Raw genomic sequence first — 23,327 nt, forward strand, 5'->3', positions numbered from 1 at the left:
CGTCGCCTCACTCGGCGGCCGGCGCGAACGGCGTCGGCGGCGGCACGGTCGCGATCGCCGCGGCAGCGCTCTTGCCGCCTCCTTCTTTCACGGTGACCGCGTTGGAGGCGAACGGCACCTCGGCCTCGATCAAGCCGCGATAGACCCGCTTCAGCGCCTCGCGCTGCAGCATCGAGGCCTGGTTCGGCTTGGCGGTGAACTTCAGCCTGATCACGATGGCCGCATCGGTGATGTCGGCGACGCCCTGCATCTTGAGTTGGGAGATGAAATGCGGCCCGTATTCGGGATCCTCCAGTAGGGCGAGGCCGATCTTCTTGATCGTCTTGCGCGCCTTCTCGATGTCCGCGGAGTGGTCGAGGCGGACGTTGAACTTCACCGTCGCCCAATCGCGGCTGGCATTGGTCAGCGACTGTACCTGGCCGAAGGGCACGGTGTGGACCTGCCCGCTCTGGTGCCGCAATTGCATCGAGCGCAGCGAGATCTTCTCGACCGTGCCCTTGAGCCGGCCGGTATCGACATATTCGCCGACGCGGAAGGCGTCCTCGAGCATGAAGAAGAAGCCCGAGACGATGTCGCGCACCAAGGCCTGCGAGCCGAAGGACACGGCGAGGCCGAGGATGCCGAAGCCGGCGAGCAGCGGCCCGATATCGACGCCGAGGCGCGACAGCAGCACCAGCGCGGTCAGGCCGATGGCCGCGGTGAGAACCACGCCGCGCAGCACCGGCAGCACGGTTGCGAGCCGTGAGGGCACGTGGTCGTGCGGAACCGCATCCTCGTCGCCCGGCAGGCTGATCGAGGGCTTCGGCGTATAGGCGTCGAAGAAGCTGCGCAGGAAGACAACGATCACCCAGCCGCCGAAGGCGAGGATCGCGACGCCGCCGGCCTGACGCATCAGCACCGCGAACTGGTCCGAGCTGACGCCGAAGAGGAAGCCGGCCCAGAGCCGCGCCAGCAGATAGAAGCCGCCGGCCCAGATCGCGCCGCCGGCTGCGGCCCGCAGCGCATGACCGACCGCGAGCGAGAGCGGCGCCGTCTCGCCCATAGCCGCCGCATGCGCCTGCCGGCAGGCCATCAGGCTGGTGATTCCGACCGCCAGGATCGGCGCCAGCACGATGATGAATTGCGTCAACGCAGCGGCGGCCGCCCAGCGTTCCCCACCCTCCATCATCGAGGCTGCATTCCCGACCATCCAGATCAGAACGGCGAGCGCAGCATAGAGCCAGCCCGTCGTCAGGGCGATCGCGCGGCGCGCTGGCCCAGGCGCGTGGGCCGAACCAAGGATGAGCGCCGCCAGGTCGTGCCGCGCATCGATGAACCACCAGGCCTTGAACAAGGTCGTAGCGACCCCGACCAGCGCGAACAGCCCGACGACAGCTCCGGGGCCGGCGGCATGCTGGATCGAGACGGTCGCAGTGAGCACGATCGGCATGACGATGCCGTAGAAGGCCAGGAAGTTGAAAGCCCGCTCGGCCCGCGGCAGCGGCATGATCCGGCGCTCCGGCGCCCCTGGCGAGAGCAGGAAACGCCCGAGGATCAGGTGCCCTGCGCCGATCGCGATGCCGTTGGCGATCGTGCGCAGCACCATATGAGCAAGGTCGGTCTCCGGCAGCCACATCGTGCGAACCGCGTGCAGCACACCAAGGCAAAGCCCTAGCGTCATCAAGTCCTGCAAGAAACCGAAGGAGGAAGCGATCAGGCGCGGCGTGAATTCTGGTCCCTCCGGCCGCAGCCGGCGCGCGAACCAGCCTGCCGTCGCGAGCCGGAACAGCCCGGCGACGGCGAGCGCGAGCATAAGGCCCATGGCGAGCCGCCAACCGGCAGGAACTCCGCTCGCGCCATTGCGGTTCTGCGCCCAGGCGAGACGCCAGGCCTCCGGCAGTTGAGTAAGGCGCGGCACCGCCCCAAGACCGGTCGACACTCCATCGACGAAGTGGTCCAGGAATGCTTCGGCTGGAGTCTCGTCTGCCGCAGGAGCACTGGCTGGCGGCGCAGCACCGAGGCCCGTTGCCGCAGCAGCCGGCGCGACCGGGGATTTGATCTCATCCTTGCCGGCGATCCTGATCTCGACCTTGCGTCCACCGGCCGACAGGGCATCGACAAGCTTGCGCACCGTCTCGGGCGTCTCGTCGCCACGCAGCGTCAGAACGGGCGCGGCGTCCGTTTTGGCGTGCTGCGCCGCGACCGGGCCTGCGACGACGCCAGCCAGCAGCGCCGCCCCGCACCACGCCATGGCCTTCAGCCAGTTCCGCATTGCGACCATGTCCTGCCCCCAGCCGGATGAGATTGAGTCCGCCACGTCGCCTTTGGCAAGCGCTCGCTTCAGCGCGCCTTGAGCCAACGCCCGAGCCGCGCCACCGCCTCCTCGCATTCGGCCAGCGAACCGGCGAAGGAGAGCCTGACCGTGCGCGCCCCCCGCCCCTCGTCGAAATCGAGCCCCGGCGTGATCGCGACGCCGGCATTCTCGAGAGCGTCGCGGCAGAAACTCATGGAATCGTTCGAATATCTGCCGATGTCGAGATAGATGTAGAAAGCGCCGTCGACCGGCAGGAAATCGCCCAGCCCGATCTCCGGCAACGCCTTCAGCAGATAGGCGCGGTTCTGTGCATAGCCGGCCTTGATCGCCTCGCATTCCTCGCTGGCGTCAAAGGCCGCCTCGCCGGCGACCTGGCTCAGCATCGGCACCGAGATCGAGAAATTCTGCTGCAGCCGCTCGATCACCCGTACCAGCCGCTCCGGCACCACCAGCCAGCCGACACGCCAACCGGTCATGCAGTAATATTTGGAGAAGGAGTTGACGATGATCGCGTCGGGATCGGCGGCAAGCGCCGTCGTCGCCGGCCGCTCATAGGTCAGGCCGTGATAGATTTCGTCGGAGATGTACCAGAGCCCGAGCCGCCGGCACTCGGCGGCCACCGCAGCGATCGCCTCGGGCGTCATCACCACGCCGGTCGGGTTGGCCGGGCTCATCGTCAGCACGCCGGCGAGCGGCTTTTCGGCATGTGCTTTGGCGATCAGCTCCGGTGTCAGCGCATAGCGCGTCTCCGGCCCGACCGGGATCGCGACCGGCTCGAGCCCGAGCGCGATCAGGATGTTGCGATAGGCCGGATAGCCCGGCGCGGTGATCGCGATGCGCGCACCCGGCTCGAAGCAGGCGAGGAAGGAAAGGATGAAGCCGCCGGACGAACCGGTCGTCACCACGACGCGCTCGGCCGGCACCTCGACGCCGTAGGTATCGCGATAGTGCCGCGCGATCCGGGCCCGGAGCGAGCCGATGCCGAGCGCCTGGGTATAGCCGATCCGGCCATCCTCCAGCGCCCTTGCCGCGGCAGCCCGGATGCTGGCCGGCGTCGCCGCCGAAGGCTGCCCGACCTCCATGTGCACGACCGAGCCGCCGCGCCGCTCGATCGCCTCGGCGGCATTCATCACATCCATGACGATGAAGGGCGAGACGCCCTGCGCGCGTTGAGCGGGCTTCGGCGCCGGCGGCAGGCCGGTAGCGGCGATGGTCATGGCGTCCTCGATAGCAGTCACGTTGCCCGAGCCATGCCCTGCGGGCGCGCCGACCGCAAGCGGCTCAGAGGTCGAGTGAGCCTTGCCGCGAAGACAGGGCCCGTGCGCTCTCACCGGATCTCAGCTCGCTATGGCGCACGATCGCGGCGCTCATGCTGACCCGGTAGCGCTCGCTCAACGCGGTCGCGTCGAGCCGGCGCACCGCCGGCGTGTCCGGAATCAGGAAGGCGGCCGCATAACGCCGCGCCTGATACTCCATCGAGCGCAGCCTGGCTGAGACCCGCTCGGCCCGACCGCCGGCCGGCCCCCGGTTCAGATTGCCCTCATGGCCGAGCAGGGCGTGGCCGACCTCGTGCGCAACCGTCATCAGCGCCCTGCCCTCGCCGCGTTCGGCGGCCTGGAACACCGCATCCGGAATCAGCAGCCGCCTGGCTTGTGAATCCCATTGTGCCTCGGCCTCGCCGAGAGAGCCGTCGGGTACGCGCTCATGGGAGAACTCCGGATAGCGCGCCTTGAGCCTGGCCAGCAGCACCGCGACCTCGACGGCCTCGTCGTCGCGGAAGCCGAGCCCACGCCGATGCGCCAGGGCGCGGGCGTCGATCTGGGCGTCGGTGAGGAAGGCATGGCGCATCGGCAGGCCTCCTGAGCCCGCCGATCATAGACCTCCGGCCATGTCGCCTCAATGAAGGCGTCAGCTTGCCAGGATCGCCTCGACGATCTCCTGGACATTCAGCGCTTCTTCCAGCGCCGCCAGCTGATGCGGCTCGCCGCGCGCCAGCTTCGCCACACCCTCGATCTGCCGCTTCAATGCGATCGGACGCGCCTCGAGCTGCGTCAGCGCGTCCGGAGCCCGCTGCCAGGAGCCGTCCGGCTGGCGCTGCTCGGCCAGCGACCAGTCGCAGAGCCGGATCGCGCCGCCCTCGCCTTCCAACATCCAGATGTTGTGGTCGTCCTTTGGCGTCGTGCCGACGCTGCCGGTCAACGTCACCGGGATGTCGCCCGCCATCAGGCGCGCCTCGATCCGGCGTTCAGACTTGCCCGCCTCCGGAAAGGAGGCGCTCGCCTGCAGGCCGTGAAGCACCCCGCCCAGTCGGCGGCTGAGGAAGAGGAAATGCGAGACGACCTCGCGGGTGAAGCCGCCCTGCTCGCGCCGGTCGAGCCAGCCGGCCGCATCGGCCTGCCAGGAGCGCGGCCAGCTCGCGAAGGCGACCTCGATCGCGATCCGCCGATTGCTTCCGACGCCGCCCACCCAGTCCTGCAATTGCGCGACCGCGGGCGAGGAGGCGAAGGGGAAGTTGACCGCCCCGCGCCCGCCTGCCTCGGCGACGAAGGCACGGGAGTCGGCAACGTCGATCGCGAGCGGCTTCTCGCAGAACACGCTCTTGCCGGCCGCGAGCGCGGCCCGGGCATGGCCGAGATGGGAGGCCGGCGGCGAGGCGATGTAGACGCAGTCGCTCTCCGCGATGACGGACGCCGCATCGGGCTTCTGCGCGACCTGCGGCAGCTCGCTACCGATCCGCGCCGTCGCCTCGCTGGACGGGTCCCAGATCCCGGCGGCACGCACCAGCTCGGGTGATTGCGCCAGGATCGCGCGCAGCATGCGCTCGCCCATGATACCGGCGCCGATCAGGCCGATGGAAACGGGTGCGGACATGGCAAATCTCTCATCGCGTCAGGACGGACGCCGCATAGCAGCTCGGCAGCGCAACAGGCTACCCTGCGAGGCGTTCGCCGCCCTTGCCCAGCTCGACTCGGTTCCGGCCCGAGGCCTTGCCGGCATAGAGCGCCGCATCGGCGCGCCGGTAGAGATCGACCGCCGTCTCCTGCCCGTCGAAACCGACCGCCCCCATGCTGACGGTGATGTATTGCGCCGTCGGCGATGCCGCGTGCTCGATCCGGAGCTCGGCGATCGCCTGTGCGACCCGCTCCAGCCGCTCCTGCGCCTTCTGCGGCGCGGTGTCGTAGAGCAGCAGGCCGAACTCCTCGCCGCCGAGCCGCCCGACCATGTCCATCGGCGGGCGCAGTTTGCTGTCGATGGCGCGGGCGATCAGGGCGAGCGCGATGTCGCCGGCCTGGTGGCCATAACGGTCGTTATAGCGCTTGAAGTGGTCGACATCGAGCACAGCGAAGACGACCGGCGACCGCTCGCGCCGCGCCTGCAGCAGTGCCATCGCGACATGCTCCTCGAAGCCGCGCCGGTTGGCGATGCCGGTGAGCGCATCGGACATTGCCCGGCTGTGCAGCATGCGGCGCAGCAGGAACTGGTCGCGCTCGGCCCTCTCGCGCAGCCAGGCACCGACGGCACTGACGAAAACGGCGAAGAACAGCAGGATCGACAGCCGCCCATGCTCGGCCAGTTGCGCCGGTTCGAGCATCAGCAAGCCGAGCCCGGTGGTGAACACCGCGATCAGCAGGGCGATGCCGAGGCTCTGCAGGAAGGTCAGCCCGACCGGCAGGAACACGGCGGCGATGATCACGAGTTGCGCGATGTCCGCCTGCGGCAGGCCGCGCAGCTTGTACATGTTGGCGATGAAGGCGCAGGTCACGCCGATCAGCGCCAGCGCCAGCATGGTGAGGTGGTGATAGGCATGGGCCTGGCGGTTGCGGCGGACGATCCAGACCAGGCGCAGGATCACGGCGAGCGTCCCCAGCCTCAGCACGATCGCGAGTTCGACGAAGCTGTCGCGGCTGCCGATCGCGACGAGATTGTCGAGGCGTGTCAGGTCGAGCCCGATGAAGGTCAGCCAGATGCCGAGCGCCGTGATCAGGCAGACCAGGGTGCTGCGGTGCTGGTCGGCGCGCATATGCTGCCGATACTCGCGTTCCAGTACCGGCTCGAAGCCGAGACCGTCGAGGCGACGCGCCATCGTCCCGCCGCTCGGCGGATCGCCCGCCGGCTCGGCATGCCTGGAGATCGGGTCGTGGCGTGGGGCGTGCACGCGCAGGACAATGGCGGCAACTGGCTAACGCCGCTTTGACGGCGGGTGCTGGGCACACAGCTTTCGCCCGGCAGGGTTTCGCCAGCCTTGCCGCGATGGCCTGCATTCGACTGATTTCGCTGCCGCTTGACCCTCCACCAGATGGAGACGCTACGACGATCCCATGACCGCGAACGACCAACGCTACACCATCGGCGAGCTCGCTCGTCTCTGCGCAGTGCCCGTCCGGCGCATCCGCTTCTATTCCGACGAGGGATTGCTGCCGCCGGCGACCCGCACCATGGCGAACTACCGCGTCTATTCGAACGCCGACGCGGCGCGGCTCGACCTGATCCAGGCGCTCCGGGCCATGGGTACGAGTCTCACGGCGGTCCGGGGCATCCTCGCCCGCAAGGGGTCGCTCGCCGAATTGCTGGCGCTGCGCCTCTCGGCGCTCGAGGCCGAGATCGCCGGCAAGCGCCGGATCGCCGCGACCCTGCGCGCCGCCCTGCGCAATCCCGAACCCACCGCCGACGACATCCGGAGACTATGGACCATGACCAGCCTGTCCAATGCCGACATGCGCGCTTTGACCGAACGCTTCTATGATGAGGTCACCGGCGACAGGATGAACCCGGAATGGCGGCAGAAGGCGATCGCAGCCGGCGCGCCCGAACTTCCCGATGATCCGACGCCTGAACAGATCGATGCCTTCGCCGAGCTCAGGGCGATGTTGAGCGACGAAGCGGTCATTGCCCAGGCCAAGGCCGATGCCGCCGCGATGTGGACGCCCGATTTCGACCCTGCCGCCTATCACGCCGCCGCCGAGCGCATCTTTGCGGACGTTCGCGAGGCGATGGACGCAGGCCAGGCTCCGGACTCGGACAGAGGCCGCACCATCGCCGGCAACTGGCTGGACGCCTCGGCCAAGGCGATGCAGCGCGAGCCGGACGAAGCCTTCCGCGCCTGGCATCTCGACCAGTATCGCCGCCATCATGAGCGCTCGCTGCGCTACCAGCAGTTGCTCGCGACCTTGCGCGGCGAAGCTGCACCCGGCCGCGAATGGTGGTGGATCAATGAGGCGATGACGGTGCTCGTGCTCGAGCCAGAAGCTGCCGCGGCTTCCTCCCATCTCCGACTGGGCTAAGACTGCGGCCAGCGATTCCCGTTGCGAGAGGGCGGCCGTGGACATCTTCGACAGGTTGAAGGCTGCCGCGGCGGCGGATTGGGCATCTTACGTCGAGCATGATTTCGTCCGGCGCATGGGCGACGGCACGCTGCCCGAGGCCGCCTTCCGGACCTATCTCGTCCAAGACTACCTTTTCCTGATCCAGTTCGCCCGCGCCTATGCGCTGGCGGCCTATAAGAGCCGCAATCTTGCCGACATGCGCGCCGCCAAGGCCGGGTTGTCGGCGATCCTCGATCTCGAAATGGACCTGCATCTCCGGCTCTGCGGCCGCTGGGGGCTTTCGCCCGAGCAGCTCGAAGCCGCGCCCGAGCACCAGGCGACGGTCGCCTACACCCGTTTCGTGCTCGATTGCGGCGTCTCCGGCGACCTGCTCGACCTGCATGTCGCGCTCAGCCCCTGCATCGTCGGCTATGCCGAGATCGGCGCCCAGCTCGCCAGAGAGCTCGGACCGGCGCTCGACAACCATCCCTATCGCGACTGGATCGGCGAATATGCCGGCGAAGCCTATCAGCAGGTCGCACGCGACGCCCGCCGCCATCTCGATGAGCTCGCGGCGCGGGCGATGACCGAAGCGCGCTTTTCCGAGCTCGCCGCCCTGTTCGGCCAGGCTTCGAAGCTGGAGGCCGATTTCTGGCAGATGGGGCTCGACACGCCGCAGGCCTGAACGGTCGAACCAGGCGTGTCCGTGCGTCCCCGGGGCTATTTGGCCCGATGCCCTCTCGCCCGGGTCATCGTATCATCGATATCCGCCTGAGAGATCCTGCCGATCTCCGCGATGAAGACGATCCTGGTGCCTTGCACCAGCTCGTCACGATCGAGAGGTGCCAGCGTGGCCCTCCCGCCGGCGAGCTGGAAGAGATACCGGCAATCTGGCTTCTCGATCGTTTCGAGAAATCCTTTCGCACGCACGAGCCGTGGCGCCAGCCGGCCGACGACGTGCTGAAACCCGGCGAGCGAAATCGGCTCGCTGGACGTCCAGTTGAAGCTTTCGAAACGGTCGACACTCGGCCTCTTGGGGCGCGTCGTCCGCTCGCGAGCCGTGCCGACGTCAGGAAAGACCAGATCGAGCGGGACATCGCCCCCGGTCGCCTTGACAAGAGCGGCCCGGCGATTGATCTGCGACAGGGACCGGCAGCGCGCGTCGAGAGAGGCCTTGTCGACGAGGTCCCCCTTGCTGACGGCGAGCAGGTCGGCCATCCGCAACTGGCTCAGGAACAGCGGATCGCCGAGCCCCGCCTCCGGCGCCGCCGCATCGACGACGCACAGCACCGTCTCCAGCGGGGCTTCCCGCCAGATCACCGGGTCCATCAGGTTGCGGATGATGTCGTTCGGATCGGCGACGCCGCTCGTCTCGATCACGATGGCTTCAGGGCGCGGCGTTCGCCGCAGCAGATTGGCGAGCGTGCGCAGCAGGTCGCCTTCCAGCGAGCAGCAGATGCAGCCATTGGCGAGGCTGACGACCCCGTCCTCCGCGCCGGCGATCAGTTCCGCATCGATGTTGATCGCGCCGAAATCATTGACAACGGCGGCGATACGCCGACCGTCAGCCTGTTGCAGGATGCGATTGACCAGCGTCGTCTTGCCAGCTCCGAGAAAGCCCGTCACCAGCAGGATCGGAACCGGCATGGCTTAAGCAGCCGCGCCGAACGGACGGCGCACCGGCCGGCCCGGCCGGGCCGCGACATTCATGACGCCATCGGCGATGACCGGCTCGCCGCTGACGACGAGGTGCCGAACACCCTCGGCGGGGCGGTTCATCGCCGAAAACTCCGCCCGATCCGTGAGCTGCTCCAGATCGAACACCACGACATCGGCATCGGCTCCAGCCTTCAGCCGGCCCTTGTCACGCATGGCGGGCGTGCTCGCGGCCAGGATCTCGGCCGGGATCAATGTGCACTTTGCGATCCCCTCCTGCAGGCTGACCGCCTGCCGTTCGCGCACCCAGTGACGCAGGAAGCGCGTGAAGGTGCCGGACGAGCGCGGATGCGAGGTCGCCTCGTTGGGCAGCGGCCAGGCATCGCCGGTATAGGTCGATCCGTCCGGCATCGACCAGGGCATGGCGTCCGATGCGATCGCGCCGCCGGGATACAGGACCGAGAGGTCGAGCATGTCGCGATGGCGGGCATTGTTCTCGGTGTCGAGCACGTGCCACAGCACCAGCTGCGACGGGTCTTCCGATTGCGCGGTGAGCAGGTCCTCGCGGTCCTGGATCCGGCGCCCGCTGGTGACAAGCTGGATCTGCTCGTAGCTCGTGTCATTGCGGCGCTCGAATTCGGGGTCGCTGAAGAAGGCGGCCGCGATCACCGTCGAGCCGGTGCCGTAGGGATAGGCCTCCACTGTGATCGGCAGGCCCTGCTCCTGCGCCTTCTTGATCAGCCACGCGCAACGCACGACATCGGTCTTGCTGGAGCTGTTGAAGTGGCAGATGTGCATATGCGCACCGGTCGCGCCGGCATAGCCGATCAGGCGGATATAGGCCTCCGCCGCACTCTTCGGGTCGGTGTTCGCCATATAGGCGATATGGGTGAAGGTCGGCACGCCGCGCTCGGCGGCGAGCTGGCAGAGCGCGGTCAGCTCCTGCACGCCAGCGCCGGGAGCATAGGCGTTCAGGATGCCGATGCCGATGCCGCCCTCGTCGAGCCCGGCCGCGATGCGCTCGAGGATGTTCTGCTGCTCGGACGGCGACGAGATATTGTCCATCCAGCGCGGATCGCGCATCGCGCGTCCGAACGCTTCCAGCGACGATTCCTCATTGATCCCGATCATCGCGCCGATGCGAGCGAAGGCCCAGTTCGTCGCGGCGCCGTAGTTCAGGATGCGGCCCTGTTCCGCCTGGCGGCGATACCAGGAGGCGACCGGCAGCACGCCGGCCTCGAGGTCCAGTGTCGTCGTGACGCCGTCGAAGGCCTGCATGCGGTCGGCCGGGATCGACTGGCCATGGGCATGAAGGTCGATGAAGCCGGGAGCGACGACCAGCCCCTTCGCGTCGATCACGCGTTCGGCGCTGCCGAGACCGGAGCCGATCGCGACGATTTTCCCGTCCGCGACTGCGACATCGGCGATGTCGTCATGGCCGCTTTCCGGATCAACGACACGGCCACCCGCGATCAACAGTCCGCTCATCTGCTCTTGCCCTCATCCCTCGGTTGGCCCGCGACCAGTGATCGCGAAGCACCCGATGTTGGCCGATCGGGAATTGCCGAGACAAGCGCGTTGCCGGTGAACCGCTTCGGCGGATGACGCATGTCGGGTCGGCACGAGGCCGATGAAGCGGATATTGATGGCAGGAAGCAGCGGCGAACCTTCGTGAGGCAAGATCACGTCACATGACAGCACCTTCCGAATGTGCATAATTCATGCGCATGAATCGTGCTGCCAAGAGACCAATCAACCTCTCGCTCGATGCCGACCTGATCGAGGCGGCGCGTGCTCACGGGCTCAACCTCTCGGCTATCACCGAGGACGCTCTGCGGAAGCGGATCGCGGAAGAAGACGCACGACGCTGGCTCGCTGAGAACAGCGAAGCCATAGCTGCCCAGAATGCCTGGACGGCCGAGCGCGGCCTGTTCTCCGACGAATTCCGCGGCTGGTGAGCACGTGGCGCAATACGACGTCTACGAGCATCCCGGCGAGCGCCTGCGGGCCGAATATCCGTTCGTCATCGACCTTCAGGCCGATCTGCTGTCTTCGTTTGATACACGTGTGATCGTACCGCTGCGCCGGGCTGAACTGCTGCCGGCGATCAAGCGGCTGAACCCCAGCTTTACCGTCGATGGCATCAAGGTCGTTCTGGTGCCGACCGAGATCGTCGCGATCCGTCGCAACCTGCTGGGGCCGCCGGTCACATCGCTCGCGAAGGAGCATTTCGCCATCACGGCAGCACTCGATCTGATGCTGACCGGCATATAACTCGACGAGTCAAAAAAACGGCCGGAGCAAGCCCCGACCGTCATTGCATCTAGCGACTGTTGAATGAGGCATAGTGTTGCCGCACACGCATCCCTAAGTGATTGAAATCATTTGATTGGGATTTTTGGATTCCGGGATCAAAGTTCCGCAATCAGAGGGATAGTGCTTCCGCGAATTGAGCCGCTCGCTTAGCGCTAAAACGAAAAAGCCCGGCCATTGATGGGCCGGGTTGAAATCCTAGCGAAGGTCGTTTGACCTAGATGCTAGGAGGGATCGCGGACCGCAGATAAAACGAAGCACCAGCCCGGTTTGGAGGCCAAACTGGCTCAACACCACGGCGAGCCAGATCTCGTTTCAAAGTAGGCAAATTTTTTCCAAGGCCCTGGGATAGCTGATAAAGCGAAGCATATTTTGCGGCGAACGCGTCCAAGGATTTACGCGGCACGGCAATATAAGGATGATCCGAGCCCATTTTCTGGATCGTCGGAGGCTGGAGTTTCCGGCCTTTGGTCACGGCGGCGGGCTGGGTGTCCCGCCGGGATTTTGCAGCAGGATCGGTGGCTTGTTGCCGATGGCCCCGTGCGGCCGATCCTCGTTGTAGTAGCTGAGCCAAGCCTCCATCTTTTCCGTCGCATCCGCAAGCGTCAGGAACCAGTGCGTGTTCAGGCACTCGCTGCGGAAACGGCCGTTGAACGCTTCGATGAAGGCGTTGTCGGTCGGCTTCCCCGGGCGGGAGAAGTCCAGGGTGACGCCCTTGGCATAGGCCCACAGGTCGAGGTCGCGGCTGACGAACTCGGAGCCCTGATCGACCCGGATCGTCTTCGGATAGCCCAGTTTCGCGCAGACTCTTTCCAGCGTGGCGACGACGTCCTCGGCCCGATAGCTGAAGCGCGGATCGACGGCCGGCGAGAAGCGCGAGAAGGTGTCGACCACCGTCAGAACCCGGATCTTGCGGCCTGTCGCCAACTGGTCATGGACAAAATCCATCGCCCAGACGTCGTTCGGCCGCGTCGCCGGCGCGCGATCCTCGCGCATCCCCGTCATCGACCTCGCGGAAGCGCACAAAGGCGGTCATCTTGTGCATATCGCGCCGGACCGAGCGGGCCAACGCCTCGGCGCGGTGAACATCATGGTCGGAGGCGATCTGGAGGAGTTCGCGCTCCTCCTGCAGGCGCCAGAGCAGGCGGTCGAGCAGATCGAAACGCGCGGGATCGCTGTGGCAGATACCCGATCGCGACCGACCCGCCATGACGCTCGTCGACCAGATCTCCAACGTAAATATCTGCTTGCTGTCCGGGGGAACGCTCCAGGGATGCATCGGCCAGCGCAAACTTTCTTACCTTCATCGACATGCTCCGTGGCGATCCAGCGAGAATTCTTTGGATTTCCACCCGACTACGAATGGCCGACTGGTAAGTTCCGCGTCTTTCCTGCTTTCACGATGGAAGCCGTCGCCGAGCCGGCGCAGGGTCGGTCAGCACAGCCAAGTGCATATCGTGGGCAACAGCTCGTCATGGAACAGAAGCCCCACTTCGCCGCTTGTTCGATCACCTGAACGGAGGAGCCATCCATGTTCGTCATCATGGGCGGGACCGGGCACGTCGGCTCGGCAACCGCAGCTGTCCTACTGAGCCGAGGCGAAGCGGTCACGATTGTCACGCGCGACCCGGATCATGCTGCCGGATGGCTCGCGAAGGGCGCTAAGCTTGTGAAGGCCGATGTCGCGGATGTGCCTTCCCTGAGGGCTGCATTTCAGCAAGGACGACGGGCCTTCCTGCTCAATCCTCCCGCTGATACATCGCAGGACACGGATGTCGTCGAACGGCACACAGTCGCCAACATATTGCGCGCTCTGGAGGACTCAGGGCTTGAGAAGGTCGTCGCGGAGTCGACAGGTGGCGCCCAGCATGGAGAGCGTATCGGCGATCTCAATGTTCTCTGGGAACTCGAAGAAGGCCTCCGTGCGCAATCGATCCCTTCAGCGGTAAATCGCGCCGGCTACTACATGAGCAATTGGGATGGGCTGCTCAAGACCGTCCGCCGAACAGGCAAGCTGCCGACCATGTTTCCGGCGGATGTCTCGATCCCGATGGTCGCACCAGATGATCTCGGCAAAGTTGCCGCCGAGAGGCTTCTGTCACCGCCCACTGACATTGGCGTTCGATATGTTGAAGGTCCGAGGCGCTATTCGAGTGAAGACGTCGCCGAGGCATTCTCGGGTGCCCTCGGTGAGTCAGTCAAAGTAGAGGTCACGCCGCGCGGCAAGTGGAAGGAAGCGTTCCTCCTGCTCGGTTTTTCCGAGGCAGCCGCGGACTCTATGCGCGAATGACCGCAGTCAGCCTCGACGGTGGCTTTGATCTCTCCGACGATCCAGTCCGAGGCGCTACAACCCTCGAAACGTACGTCCAAAAGCTGGCAACAGGACCGAACTGAAAAGCCGTAGTGTGCAAAGATCATCCGTTGACCGGCGTTCCGCCATTGGGATGCAGAACTTCGCCAGTCATATAGCTGGAATCCTGGCAGGCCAAAAACAGGAAGCTGGGCGCAACTTCATTGGGCTGCCCCGGCCGTTTCATTGGCGTGCCTTCGCCGAAGCGCCACTTCCGGACATTGATTCGACTACGCCAAGCGGACATTGGCTGATCAGTCCGTGGAAGTGGTGCTCGTCGAGCTCGCAGCAACGCGGTTCCACCGTTCAGATCGCTTAGCTACTCCCAAAGAACAGAACGACATCATCAAGGACAGGCGCGCGCCAGCTCATGACGCGCGCGAGCGCAGCTGCTGTTCCGGCGTGGCCGAGGCCAGCATAGGTCTTGAGCGTCACGGAGCGCGCACCGGCGCGGCGTAGTGCGGCGGAGAGCCGCTCGCTGTTGCGGGGCAGGACAGTGATGTCGTCGGCGCCGGTCGCAAGCAGGATCGGCGGCACGTCTTTGCGGGCAAAATGGATCGGCTGCGTCCGTTCCAGGTTGAACGCAGAACCGAAGGCCGCTCCGGTCACGTCGATATCCAGAGGCAGGAAATCATAGGGTCCAGAAAGGCCTACCGTCGAGCGAATGACATCGGGGGACAGGCCGGCGCGCGCGAGGTAACTTTTGTCGAGTGTCAGCATCATCGCGTTGTAGGCACCGGCCGAGTGACCCATGAGATGGATCCGGCGCGCATCGCCGCCGAAGCGTGCGATCTCGTCATGCACGAAGCGAAGTGCCGCGGCGCCGTCCTCTATGAAGACCGGGAAGCGTACTTCCGGTACGAGCCGGTAGTCGGCGATCACGGTGACGAAGCCACGACTGGCCAGGGCGTCGCCGACGAAGGCATAGCTTTCCTTGGCCCCGTTGGCCCATGAGCCGCCATAGATGAAGAAGACGACCGGCCGTCCCGTACCGCCGCCGGGCGGAACATAAATGTCCATCGTCTGGCGCGGATGGCCGCCATAGGCGGCATCTCGCGCGCCTTCGCTCAGCGCGCCCGGCCGCAGCGCGGCGCAGCCGGCGAGGGCAATGCCGGAAAGCGCCGCCATGACAGCGCGCCTGGAAATCGAGATTGTCATCGGCGCCTTTGCGTTGCTGGCCTTTGCAAATGTACGTCGGGCAAGGCGCGCTGGATCGTCGAACTGTCCAAGTTGCACCGCAAGGTAATCCGGATTGGCGCGCGCTACGTATCTGCAGATACCAAATCCTGGAGGTCGTCATGCGCTTCGTCGCCGGCTACGTCGCCTTTCTCGTCGCCTTCGGTATCTGTGACGCAATCTGGCTCGGCACGATGACGGCGAGGCTTTATCGTCCCGCGCTCGGCGATCTGATCGTCGAACAGGTGCGCTATGTGCCGGCGGCGCTGTTCTATTTTGGCTTTCCGCTTGGCGTGCTGCATTTCGCGGTGATGCCGGCCTTGCGCGAGGGCAATGCGGGCGCCGCATTCCTCAACGGCGCCCTGATCGGCCTGCTTGCCTACGCGACCTACGATCTGACGAATTACGCAACGCTGCGGCCATGGACGCTGACGATCACGCTCGCCGACATCCTCTACGGCACGGTCGTCGTCGGCTTCTGCAGCTGGATCGCCTACGAGGTCGTGCGGCGGGCGATCGGCTGGGGCTGGCTCTGATTGCCACCCGCGGCCCGCATGTCGCCAGACGGGCCTCAGCCGGTAGTGGTTGACCCCCCAGGCTTCGCCGCTGGCATGTCCGAATAGTCCGCTCGTCGCAAGGAAGAACAGGCGCCAGCGCCTCCGCCAGAGCGGCGCGTCCTCACCATAGACCTCGCGTAGAATGGGCTCGATCACCGGCAGGTTGCGGTCGAAATTCGTCAGCCAATCCTCCGCGGTGCGGCGGTAGTGGTCGCCGCTCCAGCGCCATTCTTCCTCGACTGCAAAGAGATCGGAGAACTGGTGCGCCAGCGCCGCGCTCGGCATGATCCCGCCGGTGAAGAAGTGCTGGGCGATCCAGTCGGCACTCTCGCCGACATCGAAGCGGTAACAACCTCGCACATGCGCGAAGACGTGGATGAACAGGCGCCCGCTCGGCTTCAGCCAGCCATGCACGCGTCCGAGCAGCGTGCGCCAGTTGGCCATATGCTCGAACATCTCGACCGAAACGACGCGGTCGAAGCACTCCTCGATGGCGAAGTCGTTCATGTCCGCGGTGATGACGCGCAGATTGCCGAAGCTGCGTTCGCGCGCACGCTCTTCTATGAAGGCGCGTTGCGAGGCAGAGTTCGAGACCGAGACGATCCGTGCCTGCGGGTAGGCTTCCGCCATCCACAACGAGAGCGAGCCCCAGCCACAGCCGAGCTCGAGGATCTCCTGCCCGTCGGCAAGGCCGGCATGCTTGGCGGTCAGCGCCAACGCCGCCTCTTCGGCCGTTGCGAGACTGTCAGTCGGGTCGTCATAGTAGCAGCAGGAATACTTTCGCCTCGCCCCAAGGACCTGGTCGAAAAATGCCGCCGGCACTTCATAATGCTGCGCATTGGCGGCGTCCGCGTGCAACGCGATCGGGCGATCGGCCATCTCCCGCGCGAAGCCGGCCGCATTGCCTGGCTGGGTTGCGAGCGCGCGTTCCGTCCGTCCCACCAGCGATGCAATGACCATCCGGCTGACCGCATCAGGCACGGGCAAGGCCTCGCCCCAGCTCGAAAGCCTCTGCATGATCGTCATGGCCTGGCTCCTTTTGGCGGCAGCGGGATGAAGGCGCTGGTCCGGCGCTGATAGTCGCGATAGGCCGCCCCGTGCTTGGCGAGCATGTGCTCCTCCAGCGGCGGAATGCCGGAGACGCGGACCAGCAGCAGGGTGATCGAGGCGGGCGCGAGCCAGGCCAGCCAGCCGATCGGATAGCCCATAGCGGAGGCGATCACCGCATAGGCACACCAGAGCACGGCTTCGAAGAAGTAGTTGGGATGGCGCGAGAAGGCCCAGAGGCCCGTATCACAGACGCCTCCCAGGCCCGATTGCGCGAAGCCGCGCAGCTGTCGGTCGGCGATCGCGCCTCCGAGGATACCGACGAGGAAGATCGCCAGACCGAGCGCGTCCTGCGGCTGGCCGAGCGCGGCCGGATTATGAGCGGCCAGGATGATGCCGATCGCAAGCGGGATGCTCGCGAGTGCCTGCAATTGCAGTAGCCGGGTCATAATTCTGGGTGCCCGCCCTCCCCAGTCGCGCTTCATGCGGGCATAGCGCGGGTCGTCGGAGATTCCCTTGGTTCGCCTGGCGATATGCACGCCGAGACGCAGAGCCCATGCCGCGACGAGCGCAGCGACGAAGAGACGACGTGCGAATGGCCCTTCGCCGAATGGCAGGAGCGCCCCCGCGGTGCCGATCACGCCAAGCCCAAAGGTCCAGACGACATCGATCCATCCGGAATTGCCGGTGCGGCGTTCGATCCTGGTCGCCAGCAGCATGGTCGCCGACATTGCAACGCCGACGAAGAGCAACGCTGCCGCGAAGGAGGCCAAGGTCACAGCCGCACCAGCGGTTGCAGCAGCCTGCCGAGCCACCCCTGGAACAGCACATTGCCGGTCATGGCGACCAGGCAAGTGCAACCCTCGATGGGGTCGACACGGGGAGTGTGGTCGTGCTCCGCGTCAGCCTCGTCAAAATCGCCGACGGCAAAGCGGCCATATTCGTGCTCGTAGGCGCCGGCGAGGATCGTCGTCCACTCGAAGCCAGTGTGCTTGTGATGCGGCAGCGCGATCCCCGGGCCGGCCCGCAGCATGAAGACCCGCGCCTGCGACCCGGGCACCTCGACCCGCCTCATCGAGATCCGGATTCCGATCGGGCGCCATGGCCCGAGCGCATAGGGACGCAATACGGCCGGAATACCAGGCTCGACGGTACGCGGCTCGGCGGGATGGCGGGAGACCGCATGCTGTTCGATCCTGTCCATCGCGCCCGCAGCCATCGCAACCGGCTCGATATGGTCGAGCAAGGCGCCCTGAACCGCCTGGAGCTCATGCACGAAGTGCCGGCTTTCGCTGTTCAGCTCGACATGGGCAGCGACTGCCAGCGCCAGCCCCTCATCGAGGTGGCCGCCGGCGAAGGCGGCGAGAGTCTCGTCGGATGGACGATGGGCCATGCTCATCGCAAATCCTCCAGCTTGCTGCGCAGATGCGACAAAGCGAGCCGCAGCCGCGACTTCACCGTGCCGAGCGGGATCGCCAGACGCTTCGCCACGTCCTGATGGCTGAACTCCTCCAGGAAGGCGAGTTCGACGACCCGGTACTGGTCGGCGGACAGTCCGGTCATCGCTGCCCTGATCCGCGCGTCGCGCTCGGCTCCCGAAATGGTCTCGTCAGGCTGCTGAGGTCCGTCTTCATCCAGAATCTCATAAACTTGCGAAAGCCGCGAGCGGGTCTCCCGCCGGGCGATGTCGATGCGCCGGTTGCGCGCGATCGTGGCGATCCAGGTCGAGGCGCTCGCCTTGGCAGGATCGAACAGCGCGGCCTTGCGCCAGACCGTGAGCAGCGTCTCCTGCGCGATTTCCTCCGCCAGCTCAGCCGGGGTGCCGCCGCGCATCAGCAACCCCTTCACGCGCGGCGCGAAATGGTCGAAGAGCTCGACAAAAGCGGCCCGGTCACCCGAACGCGCAATCGCGGCAATCAAGGCATTGGCGTCGAACAAGGCGAAGAATCGACCTCCCTGCGCTGCGGCTGACGCCTCGCGCATGTCTTCGACAGTCAGGGCGAATGCGGCAACCATACTGAAGATACGGTGGCGCCGCGGCGACGGATCACTGGGCCGGCCGCACCGGCTAGTCGGCCGACTTCCAGCCGACGTCACGGCAGACCAGGCGTCCCAGCACACATCCGCGCGTAGTGAGTTCGCCGGGAGCAATCTTGATTGTCATCGAATAGGACCAGTCACGCTTGGCATCATAGGCGGTGCCGGAAAAGGAGCCGTCGTCCTGGCGCGACAGGGTCATGACGAGCTTATCGCCAGGCGCTTCGCCCTTGCTGGTGTCGCCGATCCAGAGATTGGTGGCGCAGACCTTGTCGCCGCAGGGAGCGATACGAACGCGAGCGTTGCCGTCATCGCGCAGCCAGGTGCCGTCGAGCGCGGTCGAAGCCGCGCCTGCGGCAGAGGGAGAGCCGATGATCAGGGCGAGCAGAAGACGTCTCATGCGATGTCCTTTCCGCAAGGTGTGTCTCTTCTACGCTCGCTGGCCTGTTCCGGTTTCACCGCCGGCCGAGATGTCCGGGCGTTGCCCCGCGAAAAGCCAGCCTATCAACGCGGTCAGCGAAGCTGCGCTCAGGAAGTTCAGGCGCTGCAGAGCGAGGTATTCCTGCGACTGATAGAGATGCAGCGGTGCCGCGATGGCATCGACAGGGAGCAGATAGGCCGCGAAACTCAGCAGGATGAAGCCGGCGGCATAGATGCGCTCGTCGCGGCGAAAAAGCAGAGCTGACAGCATCAGGCAGGGGAACAGGAAAACTTCGACGCCTGACGTGCTTCCGAAGGCAAAGCGGCAGAGCAGCGTGTTGCCGATCCCGGCGCAGAGCAGAAGGCAGCGCCCGAGCCTGGAATTGCGTCGCATCGCGCTCGGCACCAGCGCGAACAGCGGCGTCGAAAGGAAGGTCAGAAGGGACGGCGAGATCACGGGCGACACGGCCCAGTAGAGATAGAGCGGGTAGAAGGGCTGGTTCGAGACGATCACCAGGGCGACCGTGTTGGCGATCGCTTCCCGTGGCCCTGGATGGGCAACGTGGGCGCTCAATGCGGCGAACAGACACTTCAGCCCCTTGGCGGGCATGGCCAGACCTCCGGTTGTCTCGGTCTGCTTACGTAGGGCCGTAGCGATCGGCCCACATCCCGGCGGAGATTTCCGGGACCGGGCGCAAATCCAAAGCGCAGCCCCCTGCGTATAGCCTTTCCGAAGAGCAAGGAATGGCCATGCCGCAGGCTCACGAACCCCCAAAGAGGATCGCCATCATCGGCGCCGGCATCTCCGGCCTGTCGGCGGCGTGGCTGCTGGGACAGGCGCATGATGTCGTGCTGATCGAGGCCGAGCCGCGGCTCGGCGGTCATGCGAACACGATACTGGTGCCTGGAGACGACGGCAGCGAAACGCCCGTCGATACCGGCTTCATCGTCTACAACGAGAAAACCTATCCGAACTTTGTCGCACTGCTCGATCATCTGGGCGTCGCGACGCAACCGACCGAGATGTCCTTCGCCGTCTCTCTCGACGGAGGGCGCCTCGAATACAGCGGCACGGGCCTTGCCGGTCTGTTCGCGCAGCGAAGCAATCTGGCCAGCCCGCGCTTCTGGGCCATGCTCCAGGGCCTTGTCCGTTTCTACCGGGATGCCACCCGCGATGCCCGGGCAGGAAGCGCTGACGCGATGACGCTCGGCGAGTATCTCGCTGCCGGCGGCTATGGCAGCGCGTTCCGTGACGACCACCTCCTGCCGATGGCGGCGGCGATCTGGTCGGCTCCGTGCTCGGAGATTCTGTCCTACCCCGTCCAGGCCTTCCTGCGCTTCCATCATAATCATGGCCTGCTGCAGCTGACCGACCGCCCGCTCTGGCACACCGTCACCGGCGGCAGCGCCGTCTATGTCGAGCGGCTACGCAAGCGGTTTGGCGGCAGCATCCGGCTCGGCACGCCGGCGCGCCAGGTCAGGCGCTCGCCGAACGAGGTTCTGGTCATGGGCGATGGCTGGAGCGAGCGCTTCGACCAGGTCGTCTTCGCTGCTCATGCCGACCAGACACTGGCCATGCTCGCCGATCCCGACCCGCTCGAAACCAGCGCGCTGGGCGGCTTTCGCTACAGCCGGAACCGCGCCGTACTGCATGGCGACGAGGCGCTCATGCCAAAGCGTCGCCGTGCCTGGGCGAGCTGGAATCATATCGGCGAGCGCGCCCGGCCGGATGCCGCCTGCGCGGTTACCTACTGGATGAACCTCCTGCAGAACCTGCCCGGGCAGCGGCCGTTCTTCGTCACGCTGAACCCGCCCGATACGCTGCGTTCAGAGACCATCCTGCGGGAAGAATTCCACGAGCATCCGATTTTCGACCAGGCCGCGCTCATCGCTCAGGAGCGCCTGTGGGCGCTACAAGGTGCAAGGCGCAGCTGGTTCTGCGGCGCCTATTTCGGCTCCGGCTTTCACGAGGACGGGCTGCAATCGGGGCTCGCCGTTGCCGAGGCGCTCGGCGATGTGCGGCGCCCCTGGAACGTCCCCGACGAATCCGGCCGCATCCCCCTCCGGGTCTCGCGCGAGCTTGCGGCATGACCCGGCATTCCGCGCTCTATGTCGGCCGTGTACGCCACAGCCGGTTCCGGCCGAGGCCGCATGCGCTGGCCTACCGGGTCTTCTGGATGCTGCTCGATCTCGACGAGATCGACGCCCTGGCGAAGCAATCGCGCCTGTTCTCCCGCAACCGCTTCAATCTCTACGCCTTCCGGGATGTCGATTACGGCGACCGCAGCGGCAGGCCGTTGAAGGAGCAGGTTGCGGAAGCAATGGCGGCAGCCGGTATCGACTGGGATCAGGGCGCAGTGCGGCTGCTGACCATGCCGCGCATCCTCGGCTACGCCTTCAATCCGGTCAGCACCTATTTCTGCTATGGCCGCGACCGCAACCTGCGAGCGACCGTCTACGAGGTGCACAACACCTTCGGCGAGGTCCACAGCTATGTCGCACCGGTGGGTGCGCAGGCGCGTCCTGTGAGGCAGGAGGCAGAGAAGCGCTTTCATGTCTCGCCCTTCATGGGCCTTGCCATGCGCTACGCCTTTCAGGTCGAGCCGCCGGGCGAGCGCGTCTCGATCGTGATCGACGGGCATGATGCCGAAGGGAGGCTGATCACCGCCTCTCTGAGCGGCCAGCGCCGTACTCTCGACGACGCGACGCTGATGCGCCTGCTGGCGACCCATCCCCTGCTCACCTTGAAGGTCACCGCCGCCATCCATTGGCACGCGCTGCGTCTCATCGCGAAGCGCATGCGCTGGTGGACGCATCCTGCTCCGCCTGAGCATCGGTTCAGTACCGGCCGGGCGGCGGCTCCTCATCCGAAGGGATCGATGCAGCCATGAGACTTCCCGACACCGAACGCCAGGCAGCCATGGCCGAAACGTCACTCTCGCTGCCGGGCGGCATCGGCCTTTCCCGTTGGTTCCTGCGCCGGCTGCTTTCGCAGATCGTCGTTGGTCGGCTGAGCATCGTCACGCCCGAGGGCGAGCGGCTCTGGAGTGGTTCCTCCGAACCGGGACCGCAGGCGGCGATCGTCCTGAAGAACTGGCGCGCCATGCGCCGCCTGCTGATAGATGGCGATATCGGCCTGGCCGAGGCCTATCGCGACGGCGACTTCACGACGCCCGACCTGACGGCGCTGATCGAACTCGGGGCGCGCAATGACGCGACGCTGCGCCAGCTCGTCTCCGGCACCTGGCCGGCGCGCCTGCTCAATCGCCTGCGGCATTGGCGCAACGCCAACAGTCGCGCGGGCAGCCGCCGCAACATCACCGCTCACTACGATCTAGGCAACGACTTCTACCAGCACTGGCTCGACGCGGGCATGACCTACTCGTCCGCGCTCTACGAGGCGCCTACGGACACGCTCGAGGCCGCGCAGGAGCGCAAGCTCGACAGGATCGTCGAGATGCTCGCGCTCTCGGGCGGCGAGCGGGTCCTCGAGATCGGTTGTGGCTGGGGCGCCCTGGCCGAGCGCCTGGCTCGCGAGGGCTGCCACGTCACCGCCATCACGCTCTCCCCGGCGCAGCTTGCATACGCGCAAAAGCGGATCACTAAAGCCGGGCTGGCGGACCGGGTAGACCTTCGCCTGCAGGACTATCGGGACATTGTCGGCCAGTTCGATCGCATCGTCTCGATCGAGATGATCGAGGCGGTGGGACGCGACTATTGGCCGACATATTTTGCCGCGTTGAGCAGCTCGCTGACGGCCCGTGGTCATGCGGTGCTGCAGTCGATCACCATCGACGACGCTCTGTTCGAGCCGTACCAGCAAGGCACGGACTTCATTCAGCGCTTCATCTTCCCTGGCGGCTGCCTACCTTCGGTTCCCGCACTGGTCGGCGCGGCGAAAGCGGCGGGGCTGGCCGAGATCGAACGCCTCGAGTTTGGCGTGAGCTACGCCTGGACCTTGAAAGAATGGCGCCGGCGCTTCCTCGAGCGCTGGCCGCAGATCGCTCCGCAAGGCTTCGACGAGCAGTTCCGCAAGCTATGGGAATTCTATCTCAGCTATTGCGAGGCCGGTTTCCGAGCCGGCACGATCGACGTCAGTCTGGTTGCCTTGGGCGGGCGCCAATAGATCTCAAGGCGCTTAGCTTCCTCATCGCGCCACAACCGGACATCGGGCG

22 protein-coding genes and 5 pseudogenes are annotated in these 23,327 nt (G+C 65.9%); 9 read left to right on the plus strand and 18 right to left on the minus strand.

The genetic code is table 11. The features are described 5' to 3' along the window. Positions 1–7: 7 nt before the first annotated feature. The 5 genes from GV161_RS26540 to GV161_RS26560 all read right to left on the minus strand — a co-directional run bounded on the left by GV161_RS26540 (position 8) and on the right by GV161_RS26560 (position 6,377). Complete coding sequence (locus GV161_RS26540; protein ID WP_159650432.1) at positions 8–2,260, minus strand: mechanosensitive ion channel family protein; 2,253 nt, start codon at positions 2,258–2,260, stop codon at positions 8–10. A 59-nt stretch (positions 2,261–2,319) separates the two neighbouring features. Continuing rightward, positions 2,320–3,510 carry an aminotransferase class I/II-fold pyridoxal phosphate-dependent enzyme gene (locus GV161_RS26545; protein ID WP_152014863.1) on the minus strand — a complete coding sequence of 397 codons (1,191 nt, stop codon included), beginning with the start codon at positions 3,508–3,510 and terminating at the stop codon, positions 2,320–2,322. 64 nt (positions 3,511–3,574) lie between these two features. After that, on the minus strand, positions 3,575–4,141 hold the full coding sequence (locus GV161_RS26550; RefSeq protein ID WP_152014864.1) for an ImmA/IrrE family metallo-endopeptidase: 567 nt from the start codon (positions 4,139–4,141) through the stop codon (positions 3,575–3,577). 60 nt (positions 4,142–4,201) lie between these two features. After that, positions 4,202–5,164, minus strand: a complete 963-nt coding sequence (locus GV161_RS26555) for a Gfo/Idh/MocA family oxidoreductase (protein ID WP_152014865.1) — start codon at positions 5,162–5,164, stop codon at positions 4,202–4,204. Between the two features lie 58 nt (positions 5,165–5,222). Beyond that, entirely contained in the window at positions 5,223–6,377 is a 1,155-nt protein-coding gene (locus GV161_RS26560; RefSeq protein WP_152014866.1) for a diguanylate cyclase, read from the minus strand. A 235-nt stretch (positions 6,378–6,612) separates the two neighbouring features. Between GV161_RS26560 and GV161_RS26565 the strand changes: the two genes are divergently transcribed. After that, the gene (locus tag GV161_RS26565; RefSeq protein ID WP_152014867.1) at positions 6,613–7,575 is read left to right on the plus strand and encodes a MerR family transcriptional regulator; all 963 of its coding nucleotides are present in this window, start codon (positions 6,613–6,615) and stop codon (positions 7,573–7,575) included. Positions 7,576–7,612: 37 nt separating this feature from the next. Then, a complete protein-coding gene (gene tenA / locus GV161_RS26570; RefSeq protein ID WP_152014868.1) occupies positions 7,613–8,281 on the plus strand; it encodes a thiaminase II in 669 nt (222 codons plus the stop codon). 35 nt (positions 8,282–8,316) lie between these two features. Here tenA and GV161_RS26575 read toward each other — a convergent pair whose 3' ends face one another. Next, positions 8,317–9,243: a GTP-binding protein gene (locus GV161_RS26575; RefSeq protein WP_152014869.1), complete on the minus strand. Its 927-nt coding sequence runs from the start codon at positions 9,241–9,243 to the stop codon at positions 8,317–8,319. Positions 9,244–9,246: 3 nt separating this feature from the next. After that, positions 9,247–10,740: an amidohydrolase family protein gene (locus GV161_RS26580; protein ID WP_152014870.1), complete on the minus strand. Its 1,494-nt coding sequence runs from the start codon at positions 10,738–10,740 to the stop codon at positions 9,247–9,249. 239 nt (positions 10,741–10,979) lie between these two features. Between GV161_RS26580 and GV161_RS26585 the strand changes: the two genes are divergently transcribed. After that, positions 10,980–11,210, plus strand: coding sequence for a type II toxin-antitoxin system CcdA family antitoxin (locus GV161_RS26585; protein ID WP_201303055.1), 231 nt, complete (start codon positions 10,980–10,982; stop codon positions 11,208–11,210). Between the two features lie 4 nt (positions 11,211–11,214). Further along, positions 11,215–11,526 (plus strand): CcdB family protein, encoded by a 312-nt coding sequence (locus GV161_RS26590; RefSeq protein WP_159650434.1) that lies wholly within the window; start codon positions 11,215–11,217, stop codon positions 11,524–11,526. A gap of 510 nt (positions 11,527–12,036) precedes the next feature. Here the strand turns inward: GV161_RS26590 and GV161_RS26595 are convergent. The 3 pseudogenes from GV161_RS26595 to GV161_RS31265 form a co-directional block, all read right to left on the minus strand. Then, positions 12,037–12,561, minus strand: a pseudogene (locus GV161_RS26595) (integrase core domain-containing protein); the annotation flags it as partial. 10 nt (positions 12,562–12,571) lie between these two features. Then, positions 12,572–12,763: pseudogene (locus GV161_RS31260) on the minus strand (DUF4130 domain-containing protein); the annotation flags it as partial. Further along, a pseudogene (locus GV161_RS31265) lies at positions 12,750–12,872 on the minus strand (ethanolamine utilization protein); the annotation flags it as partial. The pseudogenes GV161_RS31265 and GV161_RS31260, both read right to left, overlap by 14 nt. 224 nt (positions 12,873–13,096) lie before the next feature. On the opposite strand from GV161_RS31265, the gene GV161_RS26605 reads away from it, so the two are divergent. Beyond that, positions 13,097–13,855 carry an NmrA family NAD(P)-binding protein gene (locus GV161_RS26605; protein WP_244624092.1) on the plus strand — a complete coding sequence of 253 codons (759 nt, stop codon included), beginning with the start codon at positions 13,097–13,099 and terminating at the stop codon, positions 13,853–13,855. A gap of 124 nt (positions 13,856–13,979) precedes the next feature. Here GV161_RS26605 and GV161_RS26610 read toward each other — a convergent pair. Beyond that, a pseudogene (locus GV161_RS26610) lies at positions 13,980–14,120 on the minus strand (SDR family oxidoreductase); the annotation flags it as partial. A 110-nt stretch (positions 14,121–14,230) separates the two neighbouring features. After that, a complete protein-coding gene (locus GV161_RS26615; RefSeq protein WP_159650436.1) occupies positions 14,231–15,043 on the minus strand; it encodes an alpha/beta hydrolase in 813 nt (270 codons plus the stop codon). A gap of 170 nt (positions 15,044–15,213) precedes the next feature. Here GV161_RS26615 and GV161_RS26620 point away from each other — a divergent pair, with 170 nt between their 5' ends. Continuing rightward, entirely contained in the window at positions 15,214–15,627 is a 414-nt protein-coding gene (locus tag GV161_RS26620; protein ID WP_152014985.1) for a DUF2177 family protein, read from the plus strand. Positions 15,628–15,654: 27 nt separating this feature from the next. On the opposite strand, the pseudogene GV161_RS26625 reads toward GV161_RS26620, so the two are convergent. From GV161_RS26625 to GV161_RS26650, 6 genes and pseudogenes are all read right to left on the minus strand, one after another. Next, positions 15,655–16,674: pseudogene (locus GV161_RS26625) on the minus strand (cyclopropane-fatty-acyl-phospholipid synthase family protein); the annotation flags it as partial. Continuing rightward, positions 16,671–17,474: a DUF1295 domain-containing protein gene (locus GV161_RS26630; protein WP_152014874.1), complete on the minus strand. Its 804-nt coding sequence runs from the start codon at positions 17,472–17,474 to the stop codon at positions 16,671–16,673. The gene GV161_RS26630 and the pseudogene GV161_RS26625, both read right to left, overlap by 4 nt. Continuing rightward, a complete protein-coding gene (locus GV161_RS26635; RefSeq protein ID WP_152014875.1) occupies positions 17,471–18,094 on the minus strand; it encodes a ChrR family anti-sigma-E factor in 624 nt (207 codons plus the stop codon). Before GV161_RS26635 ends, GV161_RS26630 begins: the two co-directional genes overlap by 4 nt. Continuing rightward, positions 18,091–18,816: a sigma-70 family RNA polymerase sigma factor gene (locus GV161_RS26640; RefSeq protein ID WP_244624093.1), complete on the minus strand. Its 726-nt coding sequence runs from the start codon at positions 18,814–18,816 to the stop codon at positions 18,091–18,093. The genes GV161_RS26635 and GV161_RS26640 overlap by 4 nt, the downstream gene beginning before the upstream one ends. Beyond that, positions 18,764–19,132: a DUF2147 domain-containing protein gene (locus GV161_RS26645; protein ID WP_152014876.1), complete on the minus strand. Its 369-nt coding sequence runs from the start codon at positions 19,130–19,132 to the stop codon at positions 18,764–18,766. The genes GV161_RS26640 and GV161_RS26645 overlap by 53 nt, the downstream gene beginning before the upstream one ends. Before the next feature lie 30 nt (positions 19,133–19,162). Continuing rightward, the gene (locus GV161_RS26650) at positions 19,163–19,762 is read right to left on the minus strand and encodes a hypothetical protein (RefSeq protein ID WP_152014877.1); all 600 of its coding nucleotides are present in this window, start codon (positions 19,760–19,762) and stop codon (positions 19,163–19,165) included. Between the two features lie 140 nt (positions 19,763–19,902). On the opposite strand from GV161_RS26650, the gene GV161_RS26655 reads away from it, so the two are divergent. From GV161_RS26655 to GV161_RS26665, 3 genes are read left to right on the plus strand one after another with little or no spacing between them, the layout of a single operon-like run. Beyond that, positions 19,903–21,243: an FAD-dependent oxidoreductase gene (locus GV161_RS26655; RefSeq protein ID WP_152014987.1), complete on the plus strand. Its 1,341-nt coding sequence runs from the start codon at positions 19,903–19,905 to the stop codon at positions 21,241–21,243. Continuing rightward, on the plus strand, positions 21,240–22,043 hold the full coding sequence (locus tag GV161_RS26660) for a DUF1365 family protein (RefSeq protein WP_152014878.1): 804 nt from the start codon (positions 21,240–21,242) through the stop codon (positions 22,041–22,043). Before GV161_RS26655 ends, GV161_RS26660 begins: the two co-directional genes overlap by 4 nt. Then, on the plus strand, positions 22,040–23,278 hold the full coding sequence (locus tag GV161_RS26665) for a cyclopropane-fatty-acyl-phospholipid synthase family protein (RefSeq protein WP_244624094.1): 1,239 nt from the start codon (positions 22,040–22,042) through the stop codon (positions 23,276–23,278). The genes GV161_RS26660 and GV161_RS26665 overlap by 4 nt, the downstream gene beginning before the upstream one ends. Positions 23,279–23,327 lie beyond the last annotated feature (49 nt).

Origin of the sequence: Bosea sp. 29B (assembly GCF_902506165.1) — a bacterium.
Taxonomy (GTDB): Bacteria; Pseudomonadota; Alphaproteobacteria; order Rhizobiales; family Beijerinckiaceae; genus Allobosea.

Coding starts and splice junctions, on each gene's coding strand:
- GV161_RS26665 (WP_244624094.1), top strand. CDS start 22,040: ATGAGACTTCCCGACACCGAACGCCAGGCAGCCATGGCCGAAACGTCA.
- GV161_RS26635 (WP_152014875.1), bottom strand. CDS start 18,094: ATGAGCATGGCCCATCGTCCATCCGACGAGACTCTCGCCGCCTTCGCC.
- GV161_RS26545 (WP_152014863.1), bottom strand. CDS start 3,510: ATGACCATCGCCGCTACCGGCCTGCCGCCGGCGCCGAAGCCCGCTCAA.
- GV161_RS26555 (WP_152014865.1), bottom strand. CDS start 5,164: ATGTCCGCACCCGTTTCCATCGGCCTGATCGGCGCCGGTATCATGGGC.
- GV161_RS26660 (WP_152014878.1), top strand. CDS start 21,240: ATGACCCGGCATTCCGCGCTCTATGTCGGCCGTGTACGCCACAGCCGG.
- GV161_RS26550 (WP_152014864.1), bottom strand. CDS start 4,141: ATGCGCCATGCCTTCCTCACCGACGCCCAGATCGACGCCCGCGCCCTG.
- GV161_RS26645 (WP_152014876.1), bottom strand. CDS start 19,132: ATGAGACGTCTTCTGCTCGCCCTGATCATCGGCTCTCCCTCTGCCGCA.
- GV161_RS26575 (WP_152014869.1), bottom strand. CDS start 9,243: ATGCCGGTTCCGATCCTGCTGGTGACGGGCTTTCTCGGAGCTGGCAAG.
- GV161_RS26620 (WP_152014985.1), top strand. CDS start 15,214: ATGCGCTTCGTCGCCGGCTACGTCGCCTTTCTCGTCGCCTTCGGTATC.
- GV161_RS26650 (WP_152014877.1), bottom strand. CDS start 19,762: ATGCCCGCCAAGGGGCTGAAGTGTCTGTTCGCCGCATTGAGCGCCCAC.
- GV161_RS26565 (WP_152014867.1), top strand. CDS start 6,613: ATGACCGCGAACGACCAACGCTACACCATCGGCGAGCTCGCTCGTCTC.
- GV161_RS26580 (WP_152014870.1), bottom strand. CDS start 10,740: ATGAGCGGACTGTTGATCGCGGGTGGCCGTGTCGTTGATCCGGAAAGC.
- GV161_RS26605 (WP_244624092.1), top strand. CDS start 13,097: ATGTTCGTCATCATGGGCGGGACCGGGCACGTCGGCTCGGCAACCGCA.
- GV161_RS26615 (WP_159650436.1), bottom strand. CDS start 15,043: ATGGCGGCGCTTTCCGGCATTGCCCTCGCCGGCTGCGCCGCGCTGCGG.
- GV161_RS26560 (WP_152014866.1), bottom strand. CDS start 6,377: ATGGCGCGTCGCCTCGACGGTCTCGGCTTCGAGCCGGTACTGGAACGC.
- GV161_RS26655 (WP_152014987.1), top strand. CDS start 19,903: ATGCCGCAGGCTCACGAACCCCCAAAGAGGATCGCCATCATCGGCGCC.
- GV161_RS26585 (WP_201303055.1), top strand. CDS start 10,980: ATGAATCGTGCTGCCAAGAGACCAATCAACCTCTCGCTCGATGCCGAC.
- GV161_RS26540 (WP_159650432.1), bottom strand. CDS start 2,260: ATGGTCGCAATGCGGAACTGGCTGAAGGCCATGGCGTGGTGCGGGGCG.